We start from the raw sequence: 24,941 nt of genomic DNA, 5'->3' as shown, positions 1-24,941 counted from the left end.
TTGTGCTGTGACATGGGCAACGAACAGCGTGGCCGGGTACGCGTAGAGCGCTCGGCGAAGCGAGTCCGTGCGTACTTCGGTGGCGAGCTGGTCGCGGACACGACCACGCCACGACTGGTCTGGGAGATCCCGCACTACCCCGCCTACTACCTGCCGCTTTCCTCCGTCCGCGCCGAGCTGAAGCCGACGGGGGAGACCAAGCACTCGCCGAGCAGGGGTGAGGGCCGGGTCCACGACGTCGTCACGGCGGGCGGCACGGCCGAGGGCGCGGCGATGATCTACGCGGACTCGCCGATCGAGGAGCTGCGCGACGTCGTCCGGTTCGAGTTCGCCGCGATGGACGAGTGGCTGGAGGAGGACGAACCGATCTACGTCCACCCGCGCGACCCGTACAAGCGGGTCGACGTCCTGAACAGCTCGCGGCACGTGCGGGTCGCGCTCGACGGCGTGACGCTCGCGGCGTCGTCGCAGCCGCGCATCCTGTTCGAGACGAGCCTTCCGCCGCGCTACTACCTGCCGTTGAGCGACGTCCGGTTCGATCTGCTCAGGCCGTCGGACACCCGGACGCAGTGCCCGTACAAGGGGACCGCCGACTACTGGTCGGTCGAGGTGAACGGGAAGCTTCACGAGGACATCGTGTGGATCTACCGCACGCCGCTGCCGGAGAGCCAGAAGGTCGCCGGGCTCGCGTGCTTCTACAGCGAGCGAGTCGACCTCTTCATCGACGGTGAACTCCAGGACAAGCCCAAAACCCCCTGGTCGTAGGCGACGTACTTCACACACTGCAAAGTTGCAGTGACTGCAAAACTCTCCTGTATCGTGTGAGACGTGAACCAGCCGGGGGAGAGCCTGCGCGACCGCAAGAAGCGCCGCACGCGTGCCGCGCTCGAGCGGGCGACGCTGCGTCTTGCCGCTGAGAAGGGCTACGACCACGTCACCGTGGAGGAGATCGCCGCCGAGGCCGACGTGTCGGTGCGGACGTTCTTCAACTACTTCGCGAGCAAGGACGAGGCGCTGATCGGCGCGGACCCGGAGGTGGGTCCGCGCATGGCCGCGCGCATCCTCGCCGGGCCCGCCGGGGTCAGCCCGTTCGAGGCGTTCCGCTCGGCCGTGCTCGCGGAGATCGACGAGGAGCTGAACAACGCTCGCGACCTGTGGTTGCTGCGCAAGGACGTCCTGATGCAGCGCCCGGACCTGCTGGTCCGCGCGTTCGCCACGAACGCGGAGGCCGAGCAGCTGCTCGTGACCGCGGTGGCGGAGCGCGCCGGACTGCCGGAGAGCCACCTGTACCCGCGGCTGATGGTCGCCGCGGGGACGGCCTCGTTCCGCTGTGCGGTCACCCGGTGGGCGCTCGACGACACCGTGGCGCTCGGCGACCTGGTCGGCGAAGCGTTCGACCTGTTCGGCTCCGGGCTGGCTCACGCGCCGCGTCACCACGAAGGGGGATCATGAGCACCGAAACCGATGCTCCAACACCAGTCCACAGCAAGAGAGACGTCGTCCAGGCCATGTCGGGCCTGATGCTCGGCATGTTCGTCGCGATCCTCGCCGGCACCGTCGTCTCGAACGCGCTGCCGCGGATCGTCGCCGAGCTGAAGGGCTCGCAGTCGATCTTCGCCTGGATCGTCACGGTTGAGCTGCTCGCGATGACGGCGACCGTGCCGTTGTGGGGCAAGCTCGCCGACCTCTACAGCCGCAAGCTGCTGATCCAGGCCTCGCTCGGCCTGTTCGTGGTCGGCTCGCTGATCGCGGGCTTCTCGCAGAACATCGAGATGCTGATCGTCAGCCGCGTCGTGCAGGGCCTGGGCGCCGGTGGCGTCACGGCGCTCGCGACGATCGTGATGGCCGCGATGATCCCGCCGCGCGAGCTCGGCAAGTACTCCGGCCTGTTCGGCGCCGTGTTCGGCGTCGGCACGGTGGCGGGCCCGCTGATCGGCGGCCTGCTCGTCGACACCTCGTGGCTCGGCTGGCGCTGGTGCTTCTTCATCGGCGTGCCGTTCAGCCTCGCCGCGATCTGGCTGCTCCAGCGCACCCTGCACCTGCCGGTCGTGCGCAAGGAGGAGACGAAGATCGACTACCTGGGCGCGTTCCTGATCGTGTCCGGTGTCTCGACGCTGCTGATCTGGTCCTCGCTGGCCGGGCAGAAGTTCGAGTGGGCGTCGGGCTGGACCGCGGGCCTGGTGACGCTGGGCGTGCTGCTGCTGGTGGCGGCGGTGCGCGTCGAGGCCACCGCGCACGACCCGATCGTGCCGCTGTCGATCTTCCGCAACCGCACGGTGGCGCTGACGACCATCGCCAGCGCCCTGGTGGGTGTCGCGATGTTCGGCGGCACGGTGTTCCTCTCGCAGTACTTCCAGCTCTCGCTCGGCAAGACGCCGACGCAGGCCGGTCTGCTGGGGCTGCCGCTGATCTTCGGCCTGCTGATCTCGTCGACCGTGGCGGGTCAGCTGATCACGAAGTACGGCAGGTGGAAGGCCTTCCTGGTGTCCGGTGGCGTGATCATGGTCGGCGGCATGCTGCTGCTGTCCACGATCACGGCACAGACCACGGTGTTCATGGTGTCCGTGCACATGTTCGTGCTCGGCGTCGGCGTGGGTCTGCTGATGCAGAACCTGGTGCTGGCGGCGCAGAACGACGTGCCGGCCAAAGATTTGGGTGCCACGACGTCGACGCTGACGTTCTTCCGCTCGCTGGGCGGTGCGATCGGTGTCTCGGCCCTGGGTGCAGTGCTGGCCGGCAAGGTGTCGTCGCTCGCGGCCGAGAAGTTCGGCCCGATGGGTGGTTCCGACGGTGCGCAGGTGCCGGACCTCGCGGTGCTGCCGCCCGAGGTCAAGGCCGTGATCGCCGACATCTACGCCACCGCCACCGCCGAGATCTTCCTGGTGGGCGCGCCGTTCGCGGTGCTGGCGCTGCTGGCGGTGCTGTTCATCAAGGAGAAGCCGCTCAAGGAGCAGAGCGGTGACGACCGGCTGGCCGCGGAGATGGCCGCCAGTCACTGAGGTGTGGTGGAGCGGACCCCTGACTTTCGTCGGGGGTCCGCTCTGTCTTTCGGGTCGGGTTTGTTCTGCTCGCGCTCCATACCTTCTGTCCCATGAACATCTGGGGTGCAGCGCTCACGCTGTTCGTTTCCACGTTTATGGGCGAGTCCTCGCATCCTGGCGTCGCGGTCGCGATCACCAAGGGGGACCAGGTGATCGCGGTCCAGGGCTACGGCCACGACTCGACGGGCGCGCCGATCACCGAGAACTCGAAGATGGCGATCGCGTCGGTCAGCAAGTCGTTCACCGCGCTCGCCGTCCGTCAGCTCGCCGACGCCGGCAAGCTCGACCTGGACGCACCTGTTTTCGACTCTCGTGTCACGCCACGTCAGCTGTTGAACCACACGTCCGGCATCAGCGATCGGACGTTGCCGGAGAAGAGCCTGCCGCAACCGAACACCGCTGCGGAGGCTGCCGAACGGGCTCGGGAGGTTTTGCGCGAGGCGGTCCCCGACGGCCAGTTCCGGTACACCAACACGAACTACCACCTGGCCGCGCGGCTGGTGGAGCTGGCGTCCGGTGAGGACTTCAACGCGTATTTGAAGAAGCACGTGTTCGAGCCACTCGGCATGCGCGACACCGTGGCGATCGACGTGGCGCCACGCGATCTGCCGCCGGACTTCCGGCGCGGTTACGGGTACGCCTACGGCTTCTCGGTCTCGCTGACCGAGCCGCACCGGTTCCTGACCGGGTCGGACGGGATCATCAGCACGGCCGCGGACATGGCGAAGTGGCTGGCGGCGCAACCGAAGCTGGCGCCGCAGGACGGCATGGGCTGGAAGGCCGACTCGAAGGGCCAGCTGAGGCACGGCGGGATCTGGTTCACCGGCACGGCCGGCCAGCTGCTGACGTCGTCCGGCCACGGGATCGCGGTGATGTCCAACAGCGGGATCTCGCTCGGCAACGAGGGCACCTACGCGTTGGAGAACGGGATCGCGGACGTCCTGGACGGCAGGACGCCGCCGGAGGTCGGCTCGTACCGGCTGATCATCGATCTCGTGCTGGCCGCGTTGACCCTGTTGTCCGTGGCGCTCGGTGTTCGTGCTTTGCGGCGGCCGCGACGTTTTCACAAGGCGTGGCAGACGCTCAGGTTCGTGCCGCTGGGTGTGCTGGTCGCGGCGCCGACGTTGCTGGGGGCGTTGTACGGCGGCGGGAGGGACATGACGTTCTACCAACTGATGCACTATTCGCTGCCGCTTGTGGTGTGGTTGGGCGTGTCCAGTGTGCTGAACGTCAGCGTGGCGGTCGTGAGGTGGCGTCGATGAAGATCGTGGCTCTCGCGGCGTGCGTCGCCGCAGCGGTTGCCGTGTCGTTCTTCATGCAGGCGAACGTTCCGCCGTGGACGGTCGTGGTGTGGGTCCCGCTGTTCGTGATCTCGTTCCTGCTCGGACGTCGGACCGCGTCCTGGTGGCCCGCTTCGGTGTTCGCGGCCGGTGTTCTCGGCGGGCTCATGGGCCTCTTCCTGGTGGGGCTCGCGGTCGCACTGCCGTGGTTCCTCGGGCGTGTGGGCCACCAGCAGGCCGCACTGGCCGCAGCCGGCGTGGAGGCCGCTCACCTGCGCGAACGCACGCGGATCGCGCACGAGGTGCACGACACGCTGGGCCACGAGCTGAGCCTGATCGCGTTGCAGGCGGGTGCCATGGAGATGAACCTGCCCGCGGAGCACCAGGCAGCGGCCGCTCAGCTCCGGGTGGCCGCCTCCGCTGCCACGGAACGGTTGGCAGACCTGGTGTTCCTGCTGCGTGACGGCGATCCGCCCGCGGTCGTGGAGCTACGGGATCTGGTCGACCGCGCGGTGGCTTCCGGATTGCAGGTCGAGTTCACTGTGGAGGGAGGGTTCCCGTCCACAGTGGAGTCCGCGGTGCATCGAGTGGTGCAGGAGGCGTTGACGAACGCCGCCAAGCACGCACCGAAGTCCGTGGTGGTGCTTCGCGTGACCACGGCCGATGCCACCACGGTCGTGGAGGCGAGCAACGACCTCGGCCTGCGCCGCGGTGCGGGCAGCCGGTTGGGCTTGATCGCGTTGCGCGAACGGGTGCGGCTCGCGGGAGGTACGCTCCGGACCAGCCGGGACGACGGCAGATTTGAGCTGGTGGCAACGCTTCCGCACGCGGGGGATTCGTGATTCGCGTTCTGCTCGCCGACGACGAGGCGATGGTGCGTGCGGGCGTGCGCGCCATCCTCGGTTCGGACCCGATGATCGAGGTGGTGGGCGAGGCGGCGGACGGCCGTGAGGCCATCGACCTGGCTTTGAAGCACCGTCCCGACGTGGTGCTGCTCGATGTTCGGATGCCGAGGACCGACGGGCTGGCAGCGGCACGTGAGCTGGCGCGCCTGGGGTTCGGCGTGGCGATGCTGACGACGTTCAACGACGACGGCTACCTCGAACAGGCCCTGGACGGCGGCGCGCGCGGCTTCCTGCTGAAGTCGGGCGATCCGCGCGAGCTGATCGCGGGCGTGCACGCGCTGGCGTCCGGTGGCGCCTACCTGGCGCCCAAGGTGGCCGCCCGGATGATCACCCGGTTCCGCGGCGGTCGGGTCAGCGAGGCCCGGTCCCGCGTGGAGTCGCTGACCGCGCGGGAACGGGACGTGCTGGCGTTGCTCGGGGAGGGGCTGTCGAACGCGCAGATCGCGCGGCGGCTGGAGCTGGTCGAGGGCACGGTGAAGGGGCACGTGAGCGCCATCCTGACCCGGCTCGGGGCGGAGAACCGAGTGCAGGCGGCGATCGTGGCGCACGAAGCGGGACTGACGAGCTGAACGGGTCCCCTCGTCAGATGGGGAAGTGGCCGTGGCCGCCGGCGATGGTGACCCACCGGGTGCTGGAGAAGGACTCGATGCCCCACCGGCCGCCGAACCTGCCGTACCCGCTGGCCTTGACCCCGCCGAACGGCACCTGCGGCGCGTCGTCCACGGTCTGGTTGCCGACGTGCACGATGCCTGTGCGGATCCGCCGAGCCAGGGCGAGGCCACGCCGAGAGTCCTCGGTGAGGATGCCTGCGGTCAGGCCGTGCTCGGTGTTGTTGGCGATGGCGACGGCCTCGTCGTCGTCCGCGACGGTGGTCACGACGACGGCCGGGCCGAAGATCTCCTCGGTGAAGATGCGCATCTGCGGGGTCACACCGTCCAGCACGAACGGGACGCCGTCACCGCCGGTCCGCAAGCGAGCGCCGGCGTCGACCGCCTCGGCGACCAGCGCGGCCACGCGGTCGGCGGAGCGCGGCGTGATGACGGGGCCGATCACCGTGCCGGGGTCGGCCGGGTCGCCGTGGGGGAGCGAGGCGACCTTGGCGGCGAACTTCGTGGTGAACTCCTCAGCCACCGAGTGGTGCACCAGGATCCGGTCGGCCGACATGCAGATCTGGCCGGCGTTGAAGAAGGCGCTGAACGTCGCCGCCTCGACCGCGTGGTCGAGGTCCGCGTCGTCGAGCACCAGCAACGAGTTCTTGCCACCGAGCTCCAGCACCGCGGGCTTGAGGTGTTGCGCGGCAAGGGTTCCGACGATCCGCCCGACCCCGGTCGACCCGGTGAAGTTCACCGCCCGCACCCGCGGGTCGGCGATCAGCGCCTCCGCGATCTCGGCGGCGTCGGACGGTGCGTTCGTCACGACGTTGAGCACGCCCGCCGGCAACCCGGCCTCGTGCAGCACGTCGGCGATGAACAGCCCGGCCGCGATCGGCGCGTCCTCGCTGGGCTTCATCACCACGGTGTTGCCGGCGGCGAGCGGCGCGGCGACGGCGCGCGTGCTCAGGATGATCGGCGCGTTCCACGGCGAGAACGCCGCGACCACGCCGAGCGGTTCCCGCACCGCGAGCGACAGCTGCCCCGGCTTCTCCGTCGTCAGCACCTCGCCGACGGGCTGGGTGACCGCCGCGGCTGCCTCGCGCAGCATGCCGGCCGCCAGCATCACGTTGAAACCGGCCCACCCGGCGACGCCACCGACCTCCTGGGCCATCAGCGCGATGGCCTCCGGCGTGCGGGATTCCAGGATGTCGGCGGCTTTCAGCAGAATTCGCCGCCGGGCGGACGGCGGCGTCGCGGACCACTCCGCGAACGCCTCCTCCGCGGCGTCGACGGCACGCGCGACGTCGGCGGTCCCGGCCGCTGCGACGACGGCGTACACCTCACCCGTGTAGGGGTTGAGGTCGTCAGTGGTGCGGCCGTCCAACGCGGGAACGCTTTCGCCGCCGATGATGAGCTCACGCTTTTCGCTTGCCACGGTTGAAGATTCAACCGCTTGTGAGGTACGTCATCCAATACCTTCTTCCGGTGGGTGGAAACCCGGATGCAGTGTCCGCCCGATGCCCTTCGCCGCGACCTGCAACGCCGCCACCAGCCGGGCCCGGACGTTGCGCAGGTCCGGCACCACGATCCCGAGCGCCGCCACGACGTGCCCGTCCACCTCGACCGGCACCGCCACGCTGCACGCCCCGAGCGTCATCTCCTCGAACGTCTGCGCGTAACCGTCGCGCCGGATCCGGTGCAGCTGTGCGCGCATGCGTCCCGGCTCGGTCACCGTGTACGCCGTCAGCCGCGTCAGGTGGTGCTCCAGCACCTCTTCCTGCACCTCAGGGGGCGCGAAAGCGAGCAACACCTTGCCCACGCCGGTCGAGTGCAACGGCAACCTGCTGCCCGTCGAGCTGACGATCGGCACGGACGCGTGGCCCGACACCCGGTCGAGGTACAGCACCTCGGTCCCTTCGCGCACGGCCAGGTGCACCACCGCCCTGGTCGCCGCGTGGAGGTCGTGCAGGAACGGCTCCGCGACCCGGCTGAGGTCGACCTCGCCGGCCGCCAGCAGCCCGAGCCGCCAGATCCGGCGGCCGATCACGTACTCGCCGGACTCCAGGCGCCGCACCGCGCCCCACGCCTCCAGCTCGGCCAGCAGGCGGTGCGTCGTGCTGATCGGCAGGCCGCTGCGCCGGGCGATGCCGCTGAGCGTCTGCCGGCGGTGACGGGCGTCGAACGTGCCGAGCAGCGACAGCAGCTTCGAGGACACGGTGGCGGTCATCCCAGAATTCTGCACGCGAAAGTCGGTTCAGCCCTGTCGGCCCGATTGGCCACACTGGACGCGTGACCTACCTGGGCGAAGGCTGGGACAGCAGGGCCGATCTGATCGACGGCCGGTGGGTGGACCGGCGGCCGCGCCGTCCGGAGATCGGCCCGCAACTGGTGCGCGAGACCGTGGTGATGCCGTGGCTCGCGCCGTTGCTGCCCCTGCCGGTCCCGGTGCCCGTCATCGTCTCCGCGGACCCGCTGGTCGTCCGGCACGAACTGGTGCGCGGCGAGGAACTGGCGTCCCCGAACGCGGTCCAGGGCCGTCAGCTGGGCGAGTTCCTGCTGGCGCTGCACGCGGTTGCGGCGGAAGAGGCAGCGTTGCGCGGTGTCCGCCGGACGCCACTGCCGATCGAGCGGTTCCGCGCCGAAGTCCTGCCGCACGTACCGGAAGGCGCGGCGTTGCTGGCCGAACTGCGGAACCTGCCCGCGGACACGCTCGTGCACGGCGACATCGGCCCCGAGCACGTCCTGGGCACCGACGGAGTGCTGACCGGCGTGATCGACTTCGGTGACCTCCAGCTCGGGGACCCGGCGCTCGACCTGGCCTGGGCGCTGCACTCGACTCCGCCCGAGTTCGCGGACGCGCTCGCTGCGGCATATGGCCCAACGGAAGACCTGCGGATGCGCGCGTTGCGGTGGCATCAGCTCGGTCCGTGGCACGAAGTGTTGTACGGCAACGACATCGGGGATCCGCAGGTGACGGCGGAGGGCCTGGCCGGCGTGCGTGACCGGCTGAAAATCGGGGTATCCAGGGAGCCCATCGTCTGAAGGAGTGTCGAGAATGCCCTGGGTACGCCGGCACCGCCGCAGCACCCCGTACAGCTGGTTCCGCACCACCACGGTCCGCAGCCACTACCGCAGGCCGCCTGGCGGGGCGCTGATCCCGATCCTGGTCGTGATCGCCGTGATCCTGCTGCTCGTCGCCCTGTTCTGAGAGTAGGGTCGAGGTCATGGGGCAGTTGGGTGAGTTGTTCCCGGGACGCAAGCTCCGCAGCGAGGCGGGGGACTCCGGTACCGGCGAGGACTTCGAGGAGACCGGTCCGCTCGACCTCACGACGGGCGCGGTGCGGCTGAGGCCGCGGCCGAAGCCCGTTGCACCGGAAACCGAGAGCACTGACTGATCATCGGTACTACGCTTGGCCGGTGTTCGCCGGCCTGCTGTTCATCGTCCCCGCATCGATCTTCGTGTACGGGATGGTGCGCGACCGGCGCAGGCTGAGCAACGCGATCTGGCTCGGCATCTCGCTGGTGATGCTGTTGTTGTTGCTGGCGGAGGCCGGGCGCGACAACCCGGTGGTCAGCCTGCCGCTGCTGCTCGCGTTCCTGCTCGCCGTGCTGGGCCTCCTGCTGCTGCCTCTGGCGTTGCTGGCGAACGGCCTGGTCATGGTCCGCCGCGAGGGCCGTTCGCTGGGCAACCTGCTGTCGTTGCTGGCCGGGCTCGCGCTGATCGGCGAGATGATCTACTTCGGTTGGGGCATCGGCCAGGCCAACGACTGGATCCGCGGCAGCGCCATCGGGTTGTTCCTGGTGTCCGCGTACATCGCGTTCCTGTTCGTGAGCCTGCTGCTCTACTCCGTGATCTACGGCCGCACCGGCCGCCGCAGCGGGTTCGACGGCATCGTGGTGCTCGGCGCCGGCCTGATCGGCTCACGGGTGCCGCCGCTGCTCGCGTCCCGGCTCGACCGCGCGTTGCGGCTGTACCGGCGCGATCAGGAGGCCGGCCGTACACCGATCATCGTGGTGTCCGGCGGACAGGGCGCGGACGAGGAGGTCTCCGAGGCGTTCGCGATGCGCCAGTACCTGGTCGAACGCGGGGTGCCAGAGGACGACATCGTGCTCGAGGACCAGGCGACCACCACGGAGGAGAACCTCCGCTACAGCAAGAAGTTGCTGGCCGAACGCGGACACATCGGCCGGGTCGTCGCGGTCACGAACAACTACCACGTGTTCCGCACGGCCGTGTTGTCGCACAAGCAGGGGCTGCGGCTGCAGGTCATCGGCGCGCCGACGGCCTGGTACTTCGTGCCGAGCGCGTTCCTGCGGGAGTTCGTGGCGTTGCTGGTGCGCAACCCGGTCGTGCACGGGCTGGCGTGTGCGTTGCTGATGGCGGGCGGTCTCGCGCTGACCCAGATCAGCTGAGAGCCGCCCGCCCCGGTTCTCAGGTCAGTGTTCCTGAGTCCTGCGACGTCACTCGCGTGCCGTCCGTGCCGGTCACCCGCGTGCCCTGACCACTGTCATCCCCTGCGGCCGATGCCGTGCCCATCCCGAGCACGAGAGCCGCTGCCGCGAGCACCAGAACGCCCGCTGTCTTCTTCCCCACCATGACACCTCCCCAGTTCGGCGGTTCCTCCAGCATGCGACCGCGCGCTTGCAGGAACTTTGAACCCGCAGGTCAGGCGCGGGTGAACCGCATGACCCAGTTGGTCTCCCACGTCTCCCCGCCGTCGTAGGAGAACTGCTGCTGCCAGACGGGCTCCTCGCCGGCGGTCCAGTCGAACCGCACCTTCACCTCGTGCCCGCCCACCACGTCGTCGCCGAAGAACACGCCCTGCCCGTCGGTGAACCTGCCCTCGACCGGCGGGTCGAGGTGGCCGGGAGCGCGGGTGGAGGCCCACCAGATGCGCCAGACCTCCCGTGCGGGGTCGTACTGCCGCAGCGTCATGCCCTCCCAGTCGTCGGCACGGAGGCTCTCCACGTTCGCCGCGCCGCCGAGGATCGGCCGGCACTCGGTCTCCGCCCCGAACTCGACCCACTCGGTGCCGCGTCCGGGGATGTCGGCGATCTTGCGGTGGGCGACGTGCCAGCGGCCGTGGAAGAAGTCGAAATCGTTCTCACTCATGCCGGGAACGCTAAATCGGTATCACTGACAACCAATGTCAGTGATCGACTATTGACGCAAAGGTCTGGACCATTTTACCGTCTGCGCAGTGGCCGCCGCCCTAGCCAGGAGGTCCTTGTCTTGCGACTGCTCAGCAGAGTGGTCCCGGTGCTAGCCCTGCTAGCCGGGACAGTGATAGCCGTGACGAACGCCCCCACGGCCGCCGCAGCCCATGAGGACTGCCGGCCGGACGGGCTCTACAAGACAGCCGGCGTCGACGTGCCCTACTGCACCGTCTACGACACCGCCGGCCGCGAGAACATGGGGACCGACAAGTCCCGGCGCGTGATCGGGTACTTCACCAGCTGGCGCACCGGCAAGAACGGTCAGCCCGGGTACCTCGCCAAGGACATCCCCTGGACGAAGGTCACGCACCTCAACTACGCGTTCGCGCACATCGACGCGCAGAACAAGATCTCGGTGGGTGCGAACAGCGCCAACAACTCGTCGATCGGCATGGAGTGGCCGGGCGTCGCGGGTGCCGAGATGGACCCGTCGCTGCCCTACAAGGGGCACTTCAACCAGCTGACGAAGTTCAAGAAGCAGCACCCGAACGTCAAGACGCTGATCTCCGTCGGCGGCTGGGCGGAGACCGGTGGCTTCTTCAACGCCGACGGCACGCGCAACGCGTCCGGCGGCTTCTACAAGCTGGGCCAGTCGCAGGCGGCGATCGACACGTTCGCCGACTCGGTCGTGGCTTTCCTGCGCCAGTACGGATTCAACGGCGCTGACATCGACTACGAGTACGCGACGTCGAACAACCACGCCGGCAACCCGGACGACTTCTGGATCTCCAACGCCAACCGCGGCACCCTGTGGGCCGGCTACCAGGCGATCATGAAGACGCTGCGCGAGAAGCTCGACCGCGCCGGTGCCGCGGACGGCAAGCACTACCTGCTCACCGCGGCCGTGCCCGCGTCGGGCTGGTTGCTGCGCGGCCAGGAGTCGTACCAGGTGGTCAAGTACCTCGACTACCTCAACGTCATGAGCTACGACCTGCATGGTTCGTGGAACCACTTCGTCGGCCCGAACGCCGCTCTCTACGACGACGGCAAGGACGGCGAGCTCGCGGCCGGTGGCGTGTACACGGCGCCGCAGTACGAGGGCATGGGCTATCTCAACACCGACTGGTCGTACCACTACTACCGCGGCGCAATGCAGGCCGGACGCATCAACATCGGCGTGCCGTTCTACTCGCGCGGCTGGCAGGGCGTCACCGGTGGCACGAACGGGTTGTGGGGACGCGCGGCCCTGCCGGACCAGTCGAAGTGCCCGCCCGGCACCGGTTCCTCGGTCGGCTCGACCACGCCGTGCGGCAACGGCGCGACCGGCATCGACAACATCTGGCACGACGTCACGGCCGGTGGCGCGGAGGTGCCGTCCGGGGTGAACCCGTTGTGGCACACCAAGAACCTTGAAGCCAAGGTCACCGGTTCGTACTCCGCGCAGTACGGCCTCGACCCGGTCAACGACCCGACCGACCGCCTCACCGGCACGTACACGCCGTACTACGACGCGACGCTGAAGTCGCCGTGGCTGTGGAACAACGACAAGAAGGTGTTCCTCTCCACCGAGACCGAGCAGTCGATCGCGGAGAAGGCGAAGTACGTGCGCGACAAGGGCCTCGGCGGCATCATGATCTGGGAGCTCGCCGGCGACTACAGGTACGACTCCGTGAAGAAGGAGTACTTCATCGGCGACACCCTGCTGTCGACGATCAACACCGGCCTGAACGGCGCCGCGCCTTACGGTGCTGCCAAGGCTTCCGCCCAGCAGTCCCAGGTTCTGGCCGTTGACGTGGACGTGCACGGCTTCGCGTTGGGCGACAACAACTACCCGATCACGCCGAAGATCAAGTTCACGAACCGGTCCGCGGTCACCATCCCCGGTGGCACGAAGATCGCGTTCGACTACGGCACCAGCGCGCCCGGCAGCATGGCCGACCAGTCCGGGTTCGGGCTGAAGGTCGTGACGAAGGGGCACAGCGGGTCCAACGTCGGTGGCCTGAAGGGCGACTTCCAGAAGGCGGAGCTGACGCTGCCGTCGTGGCAGTCGCTCGCACCGGGCGCGTCGATCGAGCTGACGGTCAGCTACCAGCTGCCGATCTCGACGCCGTCGAACTTCGTGTTCACCTTCGGCGGTCAGTCCTACGCGATCTCGGCGGACCACCCGCGGATCGGTGGCGGCAGCACGCCGACCACCACGTCCACGACGACCACGACGTCGAACCCGCCGACCTGCTCGCTGCCGGCGTGGGAGAGCGGCAAGGTCTACACGGGCGGCAACGAGGTGTCGCACAAGGGCCGCAAGTGGAAGGCCCAGTGGTGGACGCAGAACGAGGAACCCGGCACCACCGGTGAGTGGGGCGTCTGGCGCGACCAGGGCGCCTGCTGAGGCCGTGAGGGTTTCCGTTGTCCTCGTCCAGGACAACGGAAACCCTCGTTCCTCAGGGCTGGAACGGGATTCCGGACGGCTTGGCCCTGGACAGCTCAGTCGGCCACCTGCCGTCCTGCAGCGGGAAGTTGGCGTTGCCCCACGAAGAGCCGTTCAAGGTGTCCCGCAGGGCCGGGGCGAGGTTCTCCCAGCTGAGCAGGGCGGGCTCGTCCCAGCCGCCGTCTCCCCACGCCTCCGGCTGTTCGTCGGCGCCGGCGAAGCGCATGACGTGCGTGCTGACACCGTCCTTGTGGTAGACGGCCCGGACGCGGGTGCCGGTCTTCGCCGGAACGTCGCTCCACGACTTGGTCTCGTACTGTCCGTGCCGGGACACGGACACGGACACGTAGCCGGGGGTCGGCTGCCCTTGCGGCACCCACACCACAACGCCCTCCCAGTCGTGGCGGTGCGAGGTGGCGGTGCAGCCGGCGCAGCTCATGTCCTTCTCGAAGTACAGGGCGTACGAGATAGCGCACCAGCCGTTGTTGCACTTGGCCCGCGAATACGTGTTGGCCTGACCGAGGTGGCCGCTGCGGCACTGACCGGTAACGGGCCCGCTGTCCTTGAGGCCGCCGTTGAGCCTCCCGCTGCTGTCGATGGCCGCGACGGGCAGGCAACCGTCGCCGTCGTAGTCGAACAAGGGCTGGAACGTCCGCTGGAACGACGTGGCGTTCGTGGGCAGCGGGGTCAGCACGGCGGCCGAAGCGCTGGTCGTCAGTCCCATGGCGAGAAGGACGGCGGCACCTCCAGCCACAAGGTGTTTCCGTGCAGGGAACATGGTTGTGCTCTCTCCGATCACTGGCAGGGTGGGTCGGAGGCTGGCGACCGAAACGTTTTCGGAACATCAACTGGGACCTGGCCGTAATCTGTCTCCCGTGACCGCCCAAGACCCGCGCCTGCAGGAACTGGTCCTGCTCCGCAAGGTGCGCGACCGGATCGACCGCGAGTACCGCGAACCGCTCGACGTCGCGGCGCTGGCCCGCGGCGTGCACCTGTCCGCGGGCCACCTGTCGCGCGCTTTCCGCGCCGCGTTCGGCGAGTCCCCGTACAGCTACCTGATGACCCGCCGCATCGAACGCGCGATGACCCTGCTGCGGCGCGGCGACCTGTCCGTCACCGAGGTCTGCTTCGAAGTCGGCTGCACGTCGCTCGGCACGTTCAGCACCCGCTTCTCCGAACTGGTCGGCATGTCACCGAGCCAGTACAAGAAGGTCGCCGCCGAGGACGGCCACGGCATCCCGAACTGTCTGGCCAAAGCCGTGATGCGTCCGATCAGGAATCGAGAAGCGGCAGCCGGTTCGCCCGATTAGGTTGATCGCCATGTCAGTCATCATCGCCGCGGCGTTCCTGCCGGCAGACGACCCCGAGAAGTCCCTCGGCTTCTTCCGCGACGGCCTCGGCTTCGAGGTCCGCCAGGACGTCGGCCAGGGCACCATGCGCTGGATCACCGTGGGCCCACCCGACCAGCCGGAGACCGGCATCGTCCTGCACCCGCCCGCCGCCGACCCCGGCGTGAGCGACGAGGAGCGCCGCACGATCGCCGTCCTCATGGCGAAGGGCGTCTACACGGCCGTCTCGCTCGCCTCGAAGGACCTGCAGGGCACGTTCGACCAGGCCAAGGCGTGGGTCGAGCAGTCAGGCGCCGGTGAGGTGCTGCAGGAGCCGGAGGACCAGCCGTGGGGCGTGCGGGACTGCGCGTTCCGCGACCCGGCCGGCAACCTGGTGCGCATCAACCAGCGGTGAACGTGGTGCCGGGCGCGGCGTACTCGATCCGCCCCGCGTACCGGGACGAGGCACGGGTGACCGCTTCCTGCGGGGTCAGGAAGCGGCCAACGTGCGTGATGATCAACCGGCCCGCGCCCGCGGCGGTTGCCGTCTCGCCAGCGTCCTCGGGCGTGTGGTGGGCCGGGTTCTTCTCCGTGCTCTCGGCCTCGCACAACAACACGTCGGTGCCACGCGCCAGTTCGACGAGACTTGAACACGGCGAAGTGTCGCCGGAGAACGTCAACGACACGTCTGCGTCGATTCGCACCGCGAACGCCGGGATGCCGTGCTCGACCGCCGCTGTGGTGAGCCGCAACGAACCGACTGACGCCTCCAGTCCATCCCGGAGCTCGGTGATCTCGAACGCCGACTCGACCGGGCTGCGCTCCGGGCCGTTCGTGAGGAAGCCGGCGAGCCGGTCGGCGATCCCGGGCGGGCCGTACAGCGGGACCGGCGGACGCGAGACATCCGCGAACAGCAGGGCGTAGTAGGCGGTGAGCAGGTCCGCGCTGTGGTCCGCGTGCAGGTGCGAGATCCAGATCGCGTCCAGGTCCTCGAGCCGCGTGTGGCGCTGGAGCGGGCCGAGCGTGCCGGTGCCCGCGTCCATCCACACGCGAGTGTCGCCGTGCGACACCAGGTAGCCGGAGCACGGGTTGTCCGTGCTCGGGTACGGCGTCGCGCACCCGAGCACGGTGAGGCTGAGGTCCATCGGCCGACTCTAGCGGCGTGGCCCAGAACGACGGCCGGGTAATTCATGCTCAGCAGGGCGCCTCGCGGCACCGCCCCCGCGCCCCCATACGTCCAGTATGAAGACGCGGGGGCGGCACCACGATGCACCCGTCTGACCGCGAATTCGCCTGGCAACGCTCTGGGCCACGCCACTAGATCAACGGGCGCGGGTGCCCTTGAGCTTCACCAGTTCCGACTCGTGGAGGCCTGCCTCCACCTTCAGCGTGCCCGGCACCTTCGCATCCGGCCGCGCCATGTACGACTGGGTCGCGGACGGCCGCCCCACCAGCGAGAACCGCAGCTCGCCGGTGAGGCTCTTCGTCGTGAGGTTGTTGGTGTCGTGGAATGCGCGCAGCACCCCGTCGCGGCTCAGGTCCCGTTTGCCGCAGGCCTTCTCCAGCACGGCGACGAACGCCATCGCGACGGTGTAGCCGTGCACCGTGTTGAGCGTGCCTTCCTCGCCGGGGAAGCGCCGGTGGTAGCCGTCGCGCAGTTGGCGGACGCCCTCCACGTCGGCGCTCCACGGCGCGACCGGGGAGGTGAGCAGGACCTGCCGCGCGAACACCGGGGCCACCGGCGACTCCATGATCGCCGGGTCGTAGCTGACGGCGCTGGACAGGATCGGCACGGTCCAGCCGAGCTGCGCGGCGATGCCCACGGCGGCCGCGGTCTGCGGCGGGGTCAGCGACAGCACCAGCACCTTGGCACCGGCGGTCTTCAAAGCGGTGATCTGCTCGACGAGGTTGGCCGTCGTCTCGGTGACGGCTTGTTCGGCGACCTTCATGTTCCAGTTCTCGGCGACGAAACGAGAACCTTCCAGGGCGTTGTCACCGAAGCTGCCGCGCAGGTGGACGTGTCCGATCGTGTCGCCGGCCCCCAACGAGCCCTTGCGCTTGTAGTGGTCGAGGCCGTTGATGATGTCGAGGTCGTAGGTGGTGCCGACGACCATCATGTGCGGGTTGCCCAGTAGGGACGCGGCCCACGAGACGGGCACGGTCAGTGCCCTGGTCTGCATCAGGTCGGGCTCGATGGCCGCGGTCATCGGCTGGCCCACGACGTCGATGAAACCCAGTACCTGCGGTTCCAGCTCGAAATAGCCGTCGAGCGCCTTCTGCACGTCGTAAGCGTGGTCCTTGTGCTTCAGCTCGATCCGGCGGCCGCACACGCCGCCGCGTTTGTTGACTTCGTCGAGATAGAGCTCGTAGCCGCGGATCCGAAAAACCGAAGTCCCTTTGAACGGGCCTGTCATGTCTGTCAACACGCCGAGCGAAATCGATTCAGTGGAGACGCCTGGACCAGTGCGAACAGGTTCGGTCATCTGGTCATCGGACGCACAGGCGGTGAGCAGCAGAGGAAGGGTTAGGAACAGGTGACGAATGGACATTCAGACCTCGTCGCAGGGAGGTTACTCGTGGGTAGCGCGAAGTATTGGGTAACAGGTCTCAACACGTCCAATTTTGTGGCCGGAAACACCCTCCGGGGTGAATAGCTTCGATTACCAATGGAAAATCCGGCGCAGGTACCGTATGAGGGTGGAAGAGCCCGTGTGGAACGAGTGGCGGCGTCCTGGCCCGACGCGCGCCCAACGGCGGCGTGACATCGGCATCGCCGTGCTCGTGCTGGTCTGCGCGTTCGAGGCCACCGTGCTGGTCAACAGCATGGGCGCGTTCACGTTCGGCCGGGCTCCCGAGCTGAACGAGCAGCTCGCCTGGATGCTCCCGCTGGCGGTGCCGCTCGTGGTGCGCCGCCGCTACCCGGTGGCGGTCCTGCTCGTGGTGTCGGCGCTGTTCATCGCCGCGCAGTGGCAGCAGGTGGGCGACAACCTCGTGCCGTCCGGGATCCTCTTCCTCGCGATCTTCACCGTCGGCGCGTGGGAGCAGAACCGCGTCCTGGCGCGCTGGTCCCGCATCGGCGTCATCGTCGCCATGTTCCTGTGGCTGGGCTTCGCTCTGGTGAAGGCCCTGCTCGGGCCGGTGGGGGAGTTCGAAAAAGCCGCGGGACCGATGGATCCGGTGCTCGCCTCCGTCCTCTACGGACTGGAGTTCAACATCTTCTTCTTCGTCTTCGCCTACGTGGCGGGCGAAATGGCGTGGACGGCCGCACGCCGGCAGGCCCAGCTCGAGTTCAAGGCCGAGGAACTGCGGCGTTCACAGGAGCAGAACACGCGTGGCGCCATCGCCGCCGAACGCATGCGGATCGCGCGCGACCTGCACGACGTCGTGGCACACCACGTCTCCGTGATGGGCATCCAGGCCGGTGCCGCCCGCCGGGTCCTCGACTCGGATCCCGAAACCACACGCGACGCACTGCAAACGGTCGAACAGACCGCACGGACCGCGATCAACGAGCTGCGCGGCCTCCTCGGCGTGCTCAGAGCGGACGCGGAGCCGGATCTCCGCGCGAATCCGGGTCTCGACGACCTGCCGGAGCTGCTCGACAACGCCCGCGCCGCCGGTTTGAAGGTCGAGCACGGCGTCTACGGCGACCCGCGCGAGGTGTCGCCGGCCGTCGCCCTCTCCGCCTACCGCGTGGTGCAGGAAGCGTTGACGAACGTCGTGAAACACGCCGACGCGCAACGGGTCGACGTGCGGATGCGGTTCCTGGACAGCGCTTTGGAACTGGAGATCTCCGACGACGGCCGCGGGCGCAAAGCCACCGCAGGCTCAGGTTTCGGCCTCGTCGGGATGCGTGAACGTCTGGCTGTGCACGGCGGTTCGCTGGAGGCAGGCCCACGGCGCGATGCGGGTTATCTGGTCCGTGCATCGCTCCCCACGGAGGAGAACGCGTGAGTTTGCGAGTCGTGCTGGCTGACGACCAGGACCTGGTCCGCGCCGGTTTCCGGGTCATCCTCGGCACCGAACCGGGCATCGAGGTCGTCGGCGAAGCGGGTGACGGCGCCGAGGCCGTGGAGCTGGTGGCGACATTGCGGCCCGACGTGGTGCTGATGGACGTGCAGATGCCGCGCATGGACGGCCTCGAAGCCACCCGGCAGATCCTGTCCGCGGGCAACGGCACCCGCGTGGTCATCCTGACGACGTTCGACCGCGAGGACTACCTGTTCGAGGCGCTGCAGGCGGGCGCGAGCGGCTTCCTGCTGAAGAACGCCTCGCCGGAGGACCTCGTCGAGTCCGTCAAAGTGGTGGCCCGTGGCGACGCACTGCTGTCGCCAGAGGTCACCAGACGCGTCATCGCGCGGTTCAGCACGGCGACCAAACAGGAGCGGATCAGGCCGCCGTCGTTGACCGACCGCGAGTTCGAGGTGCTGGTCGAGCTCGCGAAGGGCGCGTCGAACGCGGAGATCGCCGCCGCGTTGTACCTGGGGGAGACGACCGTGAAGACGCACGTGTCACGGGTGCTCGCCAAACTGCAGCTGCGCGACCGGACGCACGCGGTGGTCTTCGCCTACGAGGCGGGGATCGTGACGCCGGGCGGCTGAGCGAGCTGCCGGCGCATCCGGCCGAACAGCTTGGCGTTGTTCATGGCCAGGACGCCGACGGCAAGGCCTGCCCGGCGGAACTCGGCGACGAACTTGCGGTCGTCCGGCGAACCGTCGATCACGGCGACCTCGTCCACGCCGGACGTCTCGCCGGCGACCTGCAGCCGAACCCCGTACTGATCGGACCAGACGTAGCCGGACGGGCGGAACGAGTCGACCGTCGTGCCCGCGAGCAGGTTGCGCACGGCGACGACCGGTTGCTCCGAGGCGTTCGTCCAGTGCTCGTGCCGGACGTGGTTTCCTTCAGCAGTGCGGTATCGGGCGACATCGCCGACCGCGACGACGGACGGAATCGACGTGACGCAGCCGGTGTCGCACAGCACGCCGTTGTCGAGGGGGAGTCCCGACCCGAGCAGCCAGTCGGTCGAAGGTTCCATGCCGATGCCCGCCACCACGACGTCGGCGGGCAGGTGGGAGCCGTCGCGCAGCAGCACTCCGGTCACCCTGGAACCGTTGTGGCTGAACGAATCCACGCCAACGCCGAGCCTCAGGTCGACGCCGTGGTCCGCGTGCAGCTCGGCGCACAACGAGCCGAGCACCGGCCCGAGCGCACGTTCCATCGGAATGAAAGCGGCCTCCACGACCGTCACTTCGAGTCCGAGCGAACGGCAGGTGGAGGCCACCTCGGCGCCGATCCAGCCCGCGCCGACCACGACCACCCGCACGCCGGCCTGCAGGTCCGCGCGCAACGCGACGGCGTCGTCCAGAGTCCGCAACGTGTGCACGCCGCTCAACGCAGAAGTACCGGCCAGTGTGCGCGGCCGGCCGCCGGTGGCGATCACCAGGCCGTCCGCGCCGATCACCTCGCCGGTCGACAGGTGGATCTCGCCTGCGCGCGGGTCGACCCGGTCGGCGCGCACCCCGAGTCTCCACTCGGCGTCGAAGTCCTCCTCGGACAACGCGAGCTCCTCAGCGGGCAGCGTTCCGGCGAGGAACGCCTTGGAGAGCGGCGGCCGGTCGTAAGGCGCGTGCACCTCTTCGCCGATCACCACGATCCGCCCGGCGAAGCCCTGGTTCCGCAGTTCTTCCACGGAACGCAGCCCGGCCAGCGACGCGCCGACCACGGCGACCGTCCTCATGCGACAGCCTCGCGCGCACGCGTGTCCACGTAGATCACGCCGTCCTCCACCAGAACCGGGTACGTGCGCACCGCTTTCTTCGCGGGCAGGCACGTGGGCATGCCGGTGCGCAGGTCGAAGAGCGCCGCGTGCAGCGGGCACTCGACGAAGCAACCCTCGAGCCAGCCCTCGGACAGCGAGGCGTCCTGGTGGCTGCACGTGTCGTCGATCGCGTAGAACTCGCCGTCCGCGTTGAAGACCGCGATCGCGGGCTCGCCGGGAATCCGCACGGACTCGCCCACAGGCAGGTCCTCGACGGCGCAGGCGGTGATCATCTGAAACCCTCCGTTGCGTATTACGGAACATGGTGTGCGATACGCAACAGCAGGATGACTCAGGATCTCGAAGCGCGTCAAGAAGCGTTTCGGCTGATCCGAGTGGTTGCGCCAATCGGTTACTGTTGCGTCATGAGCAACAACGGGGAGGAGCGCGACACGGCGCTCGTGCAATCGGTCGATCGGGCGGTGGCCGTTCTGGAGCTGCTGGCCCGCAACGGCGAAGCGGGGATCACCGAGATCGCCGCCGAGCTCGGCGTGCACAAGTCCTCCGCGTCCAGACTCGTTTACACACTTCAGGCCCGTGAACTGGTCGAGCAGGACGGCGAACGCGGCCCCTTCCGGATCGGTCTCGGCATGCTCCGCTTCGCCGGTGCCGTCACCGGTCAGCTCGACTACGTCCGGGTGGGCGGCCCGGTCGTCTCCGAACTTGCCGACCGGCTCGGGGAAACCGTCAACATCGCCGTTCTCGACGGTGACGTCGCGCTCAACGTGAGTCAGGCGCGGGGCAGTTCGGCCGTGGCGGCGCAGAACTGGGTCGGTCAGCGCACGCCGTTGCACGCCACGTCGAGCGGCAAGGTCCTGCTCGCCGCGGCGCCGGTGAAGGAGCAGGACCGCCTGCTGTCCGGCGAGCTGGAGTCGTGTGCCCCGCGCACGATCACCGATCCCGTCAAGCTGCGTGCGGTGCTGCGACGCACGGCCGAGGACGGGTTCGCCACGTGCATGGAGGAGCTCGAAGCCGGGTTGCACGCGGTCGCCGTCCCGGTGTTCGGCTCGCACGGTCACGTCGTCGCGGCGATCAGCGCCGCCGGCCCGGCCTACCGGCTCTCGCAGAAGCGCATGCCCGAGATCGTCGACGAGCTCCGGGTGGCCTCGCGCGACCTCTCGGTGCGGATGGGACACCCCGTCTGAGCGATCTCCACACGCCACGAGCCCCCGGTGAACGCCGGGGGCTCGTGCTGTTTCAGGGCTGTGACCACCCGGAACGTCGCTGTTTCGGATGCGTCCGTCCGCGCGACAGGGTCTTGACAACAGGTCAGCCGAGCCGCACTGTGATGCCCGCCGCAGTTGCATAATGCGAACAACGTTGCGTATTACGGAACTTGCTCGGAAGGGTCGGCCCGTTGTCACTCTCCGTTTCCACCACGTTGCTGGATCAGAACCTCGATGAGCTCGACCCCGAGGTCGCTGCCGAGATCCGCGCCGAACTGCTTCGCCAGCAGTCGACGCTGGAGATGATCGCGTCCGAGAACTTCGCGCCGGTCGGAGTGCTGCAGGCGCAGGGTTCGGTGCTGACGAACAAGTACGCCGAGGGCTACCCGGGACGCCGGTACTACGGCGGGTGCGAGCACGTCGACGTCATCGAGGCGCTGGCGATCGAGCGGGTGAAGGCCCTCTTCGGCGCCGAGCACGCGAACGTCCAGCCGCACTCGGGCGCGCAGGCCAACGCTGCGGCGATGGCGGCGGTGCTGCAGCCCGGCGACACGATCATGGGCCTGGACCTCGCGCACGGCGGTCACCTGACGCACGGCATGCGGATCAACTTCTCCGGCCGGCTCTACAACGTCGTGGCGTACCACGTCGATCGCGAGTCCGGCCGCGTCGACATGGCCGAGGTCGAACGCCTCGCCCGCGAGACCAACCCGAAGCTGATCATCGCGGGCTGGTCGGCCTACCCGCGGCAGCTGGACTTCGCCGAGTTCCGCCGGATCGCGGATCTGGTCGGCGCCAAGCTCATGGTCGACATGGCGCACTTCGCCGGGCTCGTCGCGGCGGGCCTGCACCCCAGCCCGGTCCCGTACGCCGACCTGGTCACGACCACCACGCACAAGACGCTCGGCGGCCCCAGGGGTGGCGTCGTCCTGTGCACCAAGGAACTCGCCAAGAAGGTCGACTCCACGGTGTTCCCCGGCCAGCAGGGCGGGCCGTTGCAGCACGTCATCGCGGCCAAGGCGGTCGCGTTCAAGGTCGCGGCGGGCGAGGAGTTCCGCGAACGCCAGCAGCGCGTGCTGGAAGGCGCGGCGATCCTGGCCGAACGACTCGCGCAACCCGACTGCGCGGCTGCCGGCGTGAAGGTGCTGTCCGGCGGCACCGACGTGCACCTCGTTCTGGTGGACCTCGTCGAGTCCTCATTGGACGGCAAGCAGGCCGAGGACCGGTTGCACCGCATCGGCATCACGGTCAACCGCAACGCCGTCCCGTTCGACCCGCGTCCGCCGATGGTCACCTCCGGCCTGCGCATCGGCACACCCGCGCTGGCCACCCGCGGCTTCACCGCCGAGGACTTCACCGAGGTCGCCGACATCATCGCGGCCGCGCTCAAGCCGGACTTCGACGAGATCGACCTGGCCGCGCGGGTCGCGCTGCTGGCCGGCAAGCACCCCCTCTACCCCCACCTCTGACAGGAGCAACTGAAGTGGCACATGCGGTGAACGGTGTCGTGGCGACGGGGCGCGGAGCCAAGGTCTCGGTCGAGACCATCCTCGTGCCGGACCCCGGCCCCGGCGAGGCGCTGGTGAAGGTGCAGGCCTGCGGGGTCTGCCACACCGACCTGCACTACCGGGAGGGCGGGATCAACGACGAGTTCCCGTTCCTGCTCGGACACGAGGCGGCGGGCGTCGTCGAGGCCGTCGGCGACGGGGTGACCGACCTGGAGCCGGGCGACTTCGTGATCCTCAACTGGCGCGCGGTGTGCGGGTCGTGCCGTTCGTGCCTGCGGGGACGGCCGCAGTACTGCTTCAACACCCACAACGCGTCCCAGCCGATGACGCTGGCGGACGGCACGCCGCTCAGCCCGGCGCTCGGCATCGGCGCGTTCGCGGAGAAGACGCTCGTCCACAGCGGACAGTGCACGAAGGTGAACCCGAAGGCACCGGCCGAGGTCGCGGGCCTGCTCGGCTGCGGCGTGATGGCGGGCATCGGCGCCGCGATCAACACCGGCGCGGTCACCCGCGGCGACAGCGTGGCGGTGCTCGGCTGCGGCGGTGTCGGTGACGCGGCCATCGCCGGGGCACGGCTGGCGGGTGCGCGCACGATCATCGCCGTCGACCTCGACCCCGCCAAGCTCGACTGGGCGGAACGGTTCGGTGCCACGCACACGATCAACGCCCGCGAGCAGGACGTCGTGGAGACGATCCGCGAGCTCACCGAGGGCAACGGCGCCGACGTCGTGATCGACGCGGTCGGCCGACCGGAGACGTTCAAACAGGCTTTCTACGCCCGCGACCACGCAGGCACCGCCGTGCTGGTGGGTGTGCCGACCCCGGACATGCAGCTGGAACTGCCGTTGATCGACGTGTTCTCCCGCGGTGGCGCGGTGAAGTCGTCCTGGTACGGCGACTGCCTGCCCAGCCGCGACTTCCCGATGCTGATCGACCTCTACCTGCAGGGCCGGCTGGACCTCGGCGCGTTCGTCACCGAGACGATCGGCCTGGAGGACGTCGAGAAGGCGTTCGAGGACATGCACCACGGCCGCGTGCTGCGTTCGGTGGTGGTCCTGTGACCGCACGGATCGAGCACGTCGTCACGTCCGGGACGTTCAGCCTCGACGGCGGGACGTGGGACGTCGACAACAACGTCTGGCTGATCGGTGACGACTACGAGGTGCTCGTGATCGACCCCTCGCACGACGCGGAGGCCGTTCTCGAAGCCATCGGCGGCCGCGTTGTCACCGCGTTGGTCTGCACGCACGGGCACGACGACCACATCAACGCCGTCGCGGAGGTGGCGGACAAGGTCGGCGCACCGATTTTGATCCACTCGGACGACCGTGCGCTGTGGGCGACCGTGTACCCGGACCGCGAGCCGGACGCGTGGCTCGCGGACGGCGCGATCCTGAACGTCGCGGGCACAGCGCTCGAAGTGCTCAGCACGCCCGGCCACACCTACGGCGCGATCTCGTTGTACGCACCGGAGTTGGGCGCGGTCTTCAGCGGGGACACCCTGTTCCGGGGCGGTCCGGGTGCGACCGGCCGGTCGTACTCGCACTTCCCGACGATCATCGACTCGATCCGCACGCGGCTGCTGACGTTGCCCGCGGAGACGATCGTCCACACCGGACACGGTCCCACCACGACCATCGGCGCCGAGGCTCCCCAGCTCGACGACTGGATCAAGCGCGGTCACTGACGGCCCCACCCACACACGGCAGGAGAT

Annotated in this window: 28 protein-coding genes; 19 read left to right on the top strand and 9 right to left on the bottom strand. The window is 68.8% G+C overall.

All coding sequences use genetic code 11. The features are described 5' to 3' along the window. The first annotated feature begins 12 nt into the window (after positions 1-12). From DI276_RS23730 to DI276_RS23705, 6 genes are all read left to right on the top strand, one after another. Complete coding sequence (locus DI276_RS23730; protein ID WP_112266902.1) at positions 13-765, top strand: DUF427 domain-containing protein; 753 nt, start codon at positions 13-15, stop codon at positions 763-765. Positions 766-828: 63 nt separating this feature from the next. Continuing rightward, the gene (locus tag DI276_RS23725) at positions 829-1,452 is read left to right on the top strand and encodes a TetR/AcrR family transcriptional regulator (protein ID WP_112266900.1); all 624 of its coding nucleotides are present in this window, start codon (positions 829-831) and stop codon (positions 1,450-1,452) included. Continuing rightward, positions 1,449-2,999, top strand: a complete 1,551-nt coding sequence (locus tag DI276_RS23720; protein WP_112266898.1) for an MDR family MFS transporter — start codon at positions 1,449-1,451, stop codon at positions 2,997-2,999. The genes DI276_RS23725 and DI276_RS23720 overlap by 4 nt, the downstream gene beginning before the upstream one ends. A gap of 92 nt (positions 3,000-3,091) precedes the next feature. Continuing rightward, positions 3,092-4,303: a serine hydrolase domain-containing protein gene (locus DI276_RS23715; protein WP_112266896.1), complete on the top strand. Its 1,212-nt coding sequence runs from the start codon at positions 3,092-3,094 to the stop codon at positions 4,301-4,303. After that, positions 4,300-5,163 carry a sensor histidine kinase gene (locus DI276_RS23710; RefSeq protein ID WP_112267665.1) on the top strand — a complete coding sequence of 288 codons (864 nt, stop codon included), beginning with the start codon at positions 4,300-4,302 and terminating at the stop codon, positions 5,161-5,163. Before DI276_RS23715 ends, DI276_RS23710 begins: the two co-directional genes overlap by 4 nt. Further along, complete coding sequence (locus tag DI276_RS23705; protein ID WP_112266894.1) at positions 5,160-5,795, top strand: response regulator; 636 nt, start codon at positions 5,160-5,162, stop codon at positions 5,793-5,795. Before DI276_RS23710 ends, DI276_RS23705 begins: the two co-directional genes overlap by 4 nt. 13 nt (positions 5,796-5,808) lie before the next feature. Here DI276_RS23705 and DI276_RS23700 read toward each other — a convergent pair whose 3' ends face one another. Next, on the bottom strand, positions 5,809-7,254 hold the full coding sequence (locus DI276_RS23700) for an aldehyde dehydrogenase family protein (RefSeq protein ID WP_112266892.1): 1,446 nt from the start codon (positions 7,252-7,254) through the stop codon (positions 5,809-5,811). Between the two features lie 30 nt (positions 7,255-7,284). Continuing rightward, the gene (locus tag DI276_RS23695; RefSeq protein ID WP_112266890.1) at positions 7,285-8,046 is read right to left on the bottom strand and encodes an IclR family transcriptional regulator; all 762 of its coding nucleotides are present in this window, start codon (positions 8,044-8,046) and stop codon (positions 7,285-7,287) included. Positions 8,047-8,108: 62 nt separating this feature from the next. Between DI276_RS23695 and DI276_RS23690 the strand changes: the two genes are divergently transcribed. From DI276_RS23690 to DI276_RS23685, 4 genes are read left to right on the top strand one after another with little or no spacing between them, the layout of a single operon-like run. Then, positions 8,109-8,861: an aminoglycoside phosphotransferase family protein gene (locus tag DI276_RS23690; RefSeq protein WP_112266888.1), complete on the top strand. Its 753-nt coding sequence runs from the start codon at positions 8,109-8,111 to the stop codon at positions 8,859-8,861. Positions 8,862-8,874: 13 nt separating this feature from the next. Next, positions 8,875-9,027, top strand: a complete 153-nt coding sequence (locus DI276_RS51195) for a hypothetical protein (protein ID WP_198680848.1) — start codon at positions 8,875-8,877, stop codon at positions 9,025-9,027. Positions 9,028-9,043: 16 nt separating this feature from the next. Then, on the top strand, positions 9,044-9,214 hold the full coding sequence (locus DI276_RS51190; protein WP_198680847.1) for a hypothetical protein: 171 nt from the start codon (positions 9,044-9,046) through the stop codon (positions 9,212-9,214). Between the two features lie 22 nt (positions 9,215-9,236). Beyond that, entirely contained in the window at positions 9,237-10,232 is a 996-nt protein-coding gene (locus DI276_RS23685) for a YdcF family protein (RefSeq protein WP_112266887.1), read from the top strand. Between the two features lie 19 nt (positions 10,233-10,251). On the opposite strand, the gene DI276_RS23680 is transcribed toward DI276_RS23685, so the two are convergent. Together DI276_RS23680 and DI276_RS23675 are read right to left on the bottom strand one after the other, a co-directional pair. Then, a complete protein-coding gene (locus DI276_RS23680; protein WP_157984893.1) occupies positions 10,252-10,416 on the bottom strand; it encodes a hypothetical protein in 165 nt (54 codons plus the stop codon). A 69-nt stretch (positions 10,417-10,485) separates the two neighbouring features. Next, the gene (locus DI276_RS23675; RefSeq protein WP_112266883.1) at positions 10,486-10,932 is read right to left on the bottom strand and encodes a hypothetical protein; all 447 of its coding nucleotides are present in this window, start codon (positions 10,930-10,932) and stop codon (positions 10,486-10,488) included. A gap of 171 nt (positions 10,933-11,103) precedes the next feature. Between DI276_RS23675 and DI276_RS23670 the strand changes: the two genes are divergently transcribed. Then, entirely contained in the window at positions 11,104-13,365 is a 2,262-nt protein-coding gene (locus DI276_RS23670) for a glycosyl hydrolase family 18 protein (protein ID WP_408610574.1), read from the top strand. Between the two features lie 52 nt (positions 13,366-13,417). On the opposite strand, the gene DI276_RS23665 is transcribed toward DI276_RS23670, so the two are convergent. After that, positions 13,418-14,128, bottom strand: coding sequence for an NPP1 family protein (locus DI276_RS23665; protein ID WP_198680846.1), 711 nt, complete (start codon positions 14,126-14,128; stop codon positions 13,418-13,420). 151 nt (positions 14,129-14,279) lie between these two features. On the opposite strand from DI276_RS23665, the gene DI276_RS23660 reads away from it, so the two are divergent. Both DI276_RS23660 and DI276_RS23655 read left to right on the top strand, forming a co-directional pair. Then, positions 14,280-14,714: a helix-turn-helix transcriptional regulator gene (locus DI276_RS23660; protein WP_408610571.1), complete on the top strand. Its 435-nt coding sequence runs from the start codon at positions 14,280-14,282 to the stop codon at positions 14,712-14,714. A 10-nt stretch (positions 14,715-14,724) separates the two neighbouring features. Next, the gene (locus DI276_RS23655; protein WP_112267661.1) at positions 14,725-15,147 is read left to right on the top strand and encodes a VOC family protein; all 423 of its coding nucleotides are present in this window, start codon (positions 14,725-14,727) and stop codon (positions 15,145-15,147) included. Here DI276_RS23655 and DI276_RS23650 read toward each other — a convergent pair. Both DI276_RS23650 and DI276_RS23645 read right to left on the bottom strand, forming a co-directional pair. Further along, positions 15,134-15,877, bottom strand: a complete 744-nt coding sequence (locus DI276_RS23650; RefSeq protein WP_112266877.1) for an MBL fold metallo-hydrolase — start codon at positions 15,875-15,877, stop codon at positions 15,134-15,136. The two genes, DI276_RS23655 and DI276_RS23650, sit on opposite strands and share 14 nt — an antisense overlap. Before the next feature lie 177 nt (positions 15,878-16,054). Then, positions 16,055-17,215, bottom strand: a complete 1,161-nt coding sequence (locus tag DI276_RS23645; RefSeq protein WP_269814292.1) for an ABC transporter substrate-binding protein — start codon at positions 17,213-17,215, stop codon at positions 16,055-16,057. Positions 17,216-17,423: 208 nt separating this feature from the next. Between DI276_RS23645 and DI276_RS23640 the strand changes: the two genes are divergently transcribed. Further along, positions 17,424-18,686, top strand: a complete 1,263-nt coding sequence (locus DI276_RS23640; protein WP_112266872.1) for a sensor histidine kinase — start codon at positions 17,424-17,426, stop codon at positions 18,684-18,686. After that, positions 18,683-19,333: a response regulator transcription factor gene (locus DI276_RS23635; protein ID WP_198680845.1), complete on the top strand. Its 651-nt coding sequence runs from the start codon at positions 18,683-18,685 to the stop codon at positions 19,331-19,333. The genes DI276_RS23640 and DI276_RS23635 overlap by 4 nt, the downstream gene beginning before the upstream one ends. Here the strand turns inward: DI276_RS23635 and DI276_RS23630 are convergent. Both DI276_RS23630 and DI276_RS23625 read right to left on the bottom strand, forming a co-directional pair. Then, the gene (locus DI276_RS23630) at positions 19,300-20,472 is read right to left on the bottom strand and encodes an NAD(P)/FAD-dependent oxidoreductase (RefSeq protein WP_112266868.1); all 1,173 of its coding nucleotides are present in this window, start codon (positions 20,470-20,472) and stop codon (positions 19,300-19,302) included. The two genes, DI276_RS23635 and DI276_RS23630, sit on opposite strands and share 34 nt — an antisense overlap. Further along, complete coding sequence (locus DI276_RS23625; protein WP_112266866.1) at positions 20,469-20,786, bottom strand: bifunctional 3-phenylpropionate/cinnamic acid dioxygenase ferredoxin subunit; 318 nt, start codon at positions 20,784-20,786, stop codon at positions 20,469-20,471. The genes DI276_RS23630 and DI276_RS23625 overlap by 4 nt, the downstream gene beginning before the upstream one ends. Before the next feature lie 132 nt (positions 20,787-20,918). Here DI276_RS23625 and DI276_RS23620 point away from each other — a divergent pair, with 132 nt between their 5' ends. The 4 genes from DI276_RS23620 (at position 20,919) to DI276_RS23605 (ending at position 24,914) form a co-directional block, all read left to right on the top strand. Then, positions 20,919-21,698 (top strand): IclR family transcriptional regulator, encoded by a 780-nt coding sequence (locus DI276_RS23620; RefSeq protein ID WP_112266864.1) that lies wholly within the window; start codon positions 20,919-20,921, stop codon positions 21,696-21,698. 212 nt (positions 21,699-21,910) lie between these two features. Next, complete coding sequence (glyA, locus tag DI276_RS23615) at positions 21,911-23,188, top strand: serine hydroxymethyltransferase (protein WP_269814291.1); 1,278 nt, start codon at positions 21,911-21,913, stop codon at positions 23,186-23,188. A 14-nt stretch (positions 23,189-23,202) separates the two neighbouring features. After that, on the top strand, positions 23,203-24,288 hold the full coding sequence (locus tag DI276_RS23610; RefSeq protein WP_112266862.1) for an S-(hydroxymethyl)mycothiol dehydrogenase: 1,086 nt from the start codon (positions 23,203-23,205) through the stop codon (positions 24,286-24,288). Next, positions 24,285-24,914, top strand: a complete 630-nt coding sequence (locus DI276_RS23605; RefSeq protein ID WP_112266859.1) for an MBL fold metallo-hydrolase — start codon at positions 24,285-24,287, stop codon at positions 24,912-24,914. Before DI276_RS23610 ends, DI276_RS23605 begins: the two co-directional genes overlap by 4 nt. Positions 24,915-24,941 lie beyond the last annotated feature (27 nt).

It is taken from the genome of Lentzea terrae, assembly GCF_003265345.1.
GTDB classification, from domain to species: domain Bacteria; phylum Actinomycetota; class Actinomycetes; order Mycobacteriales; family Pseudonocardiaceae; genus Lentzea; species Lentzea terrae.
This window is presented reverse-complemented; position numbering and strand designations above follow the sequence as displayed.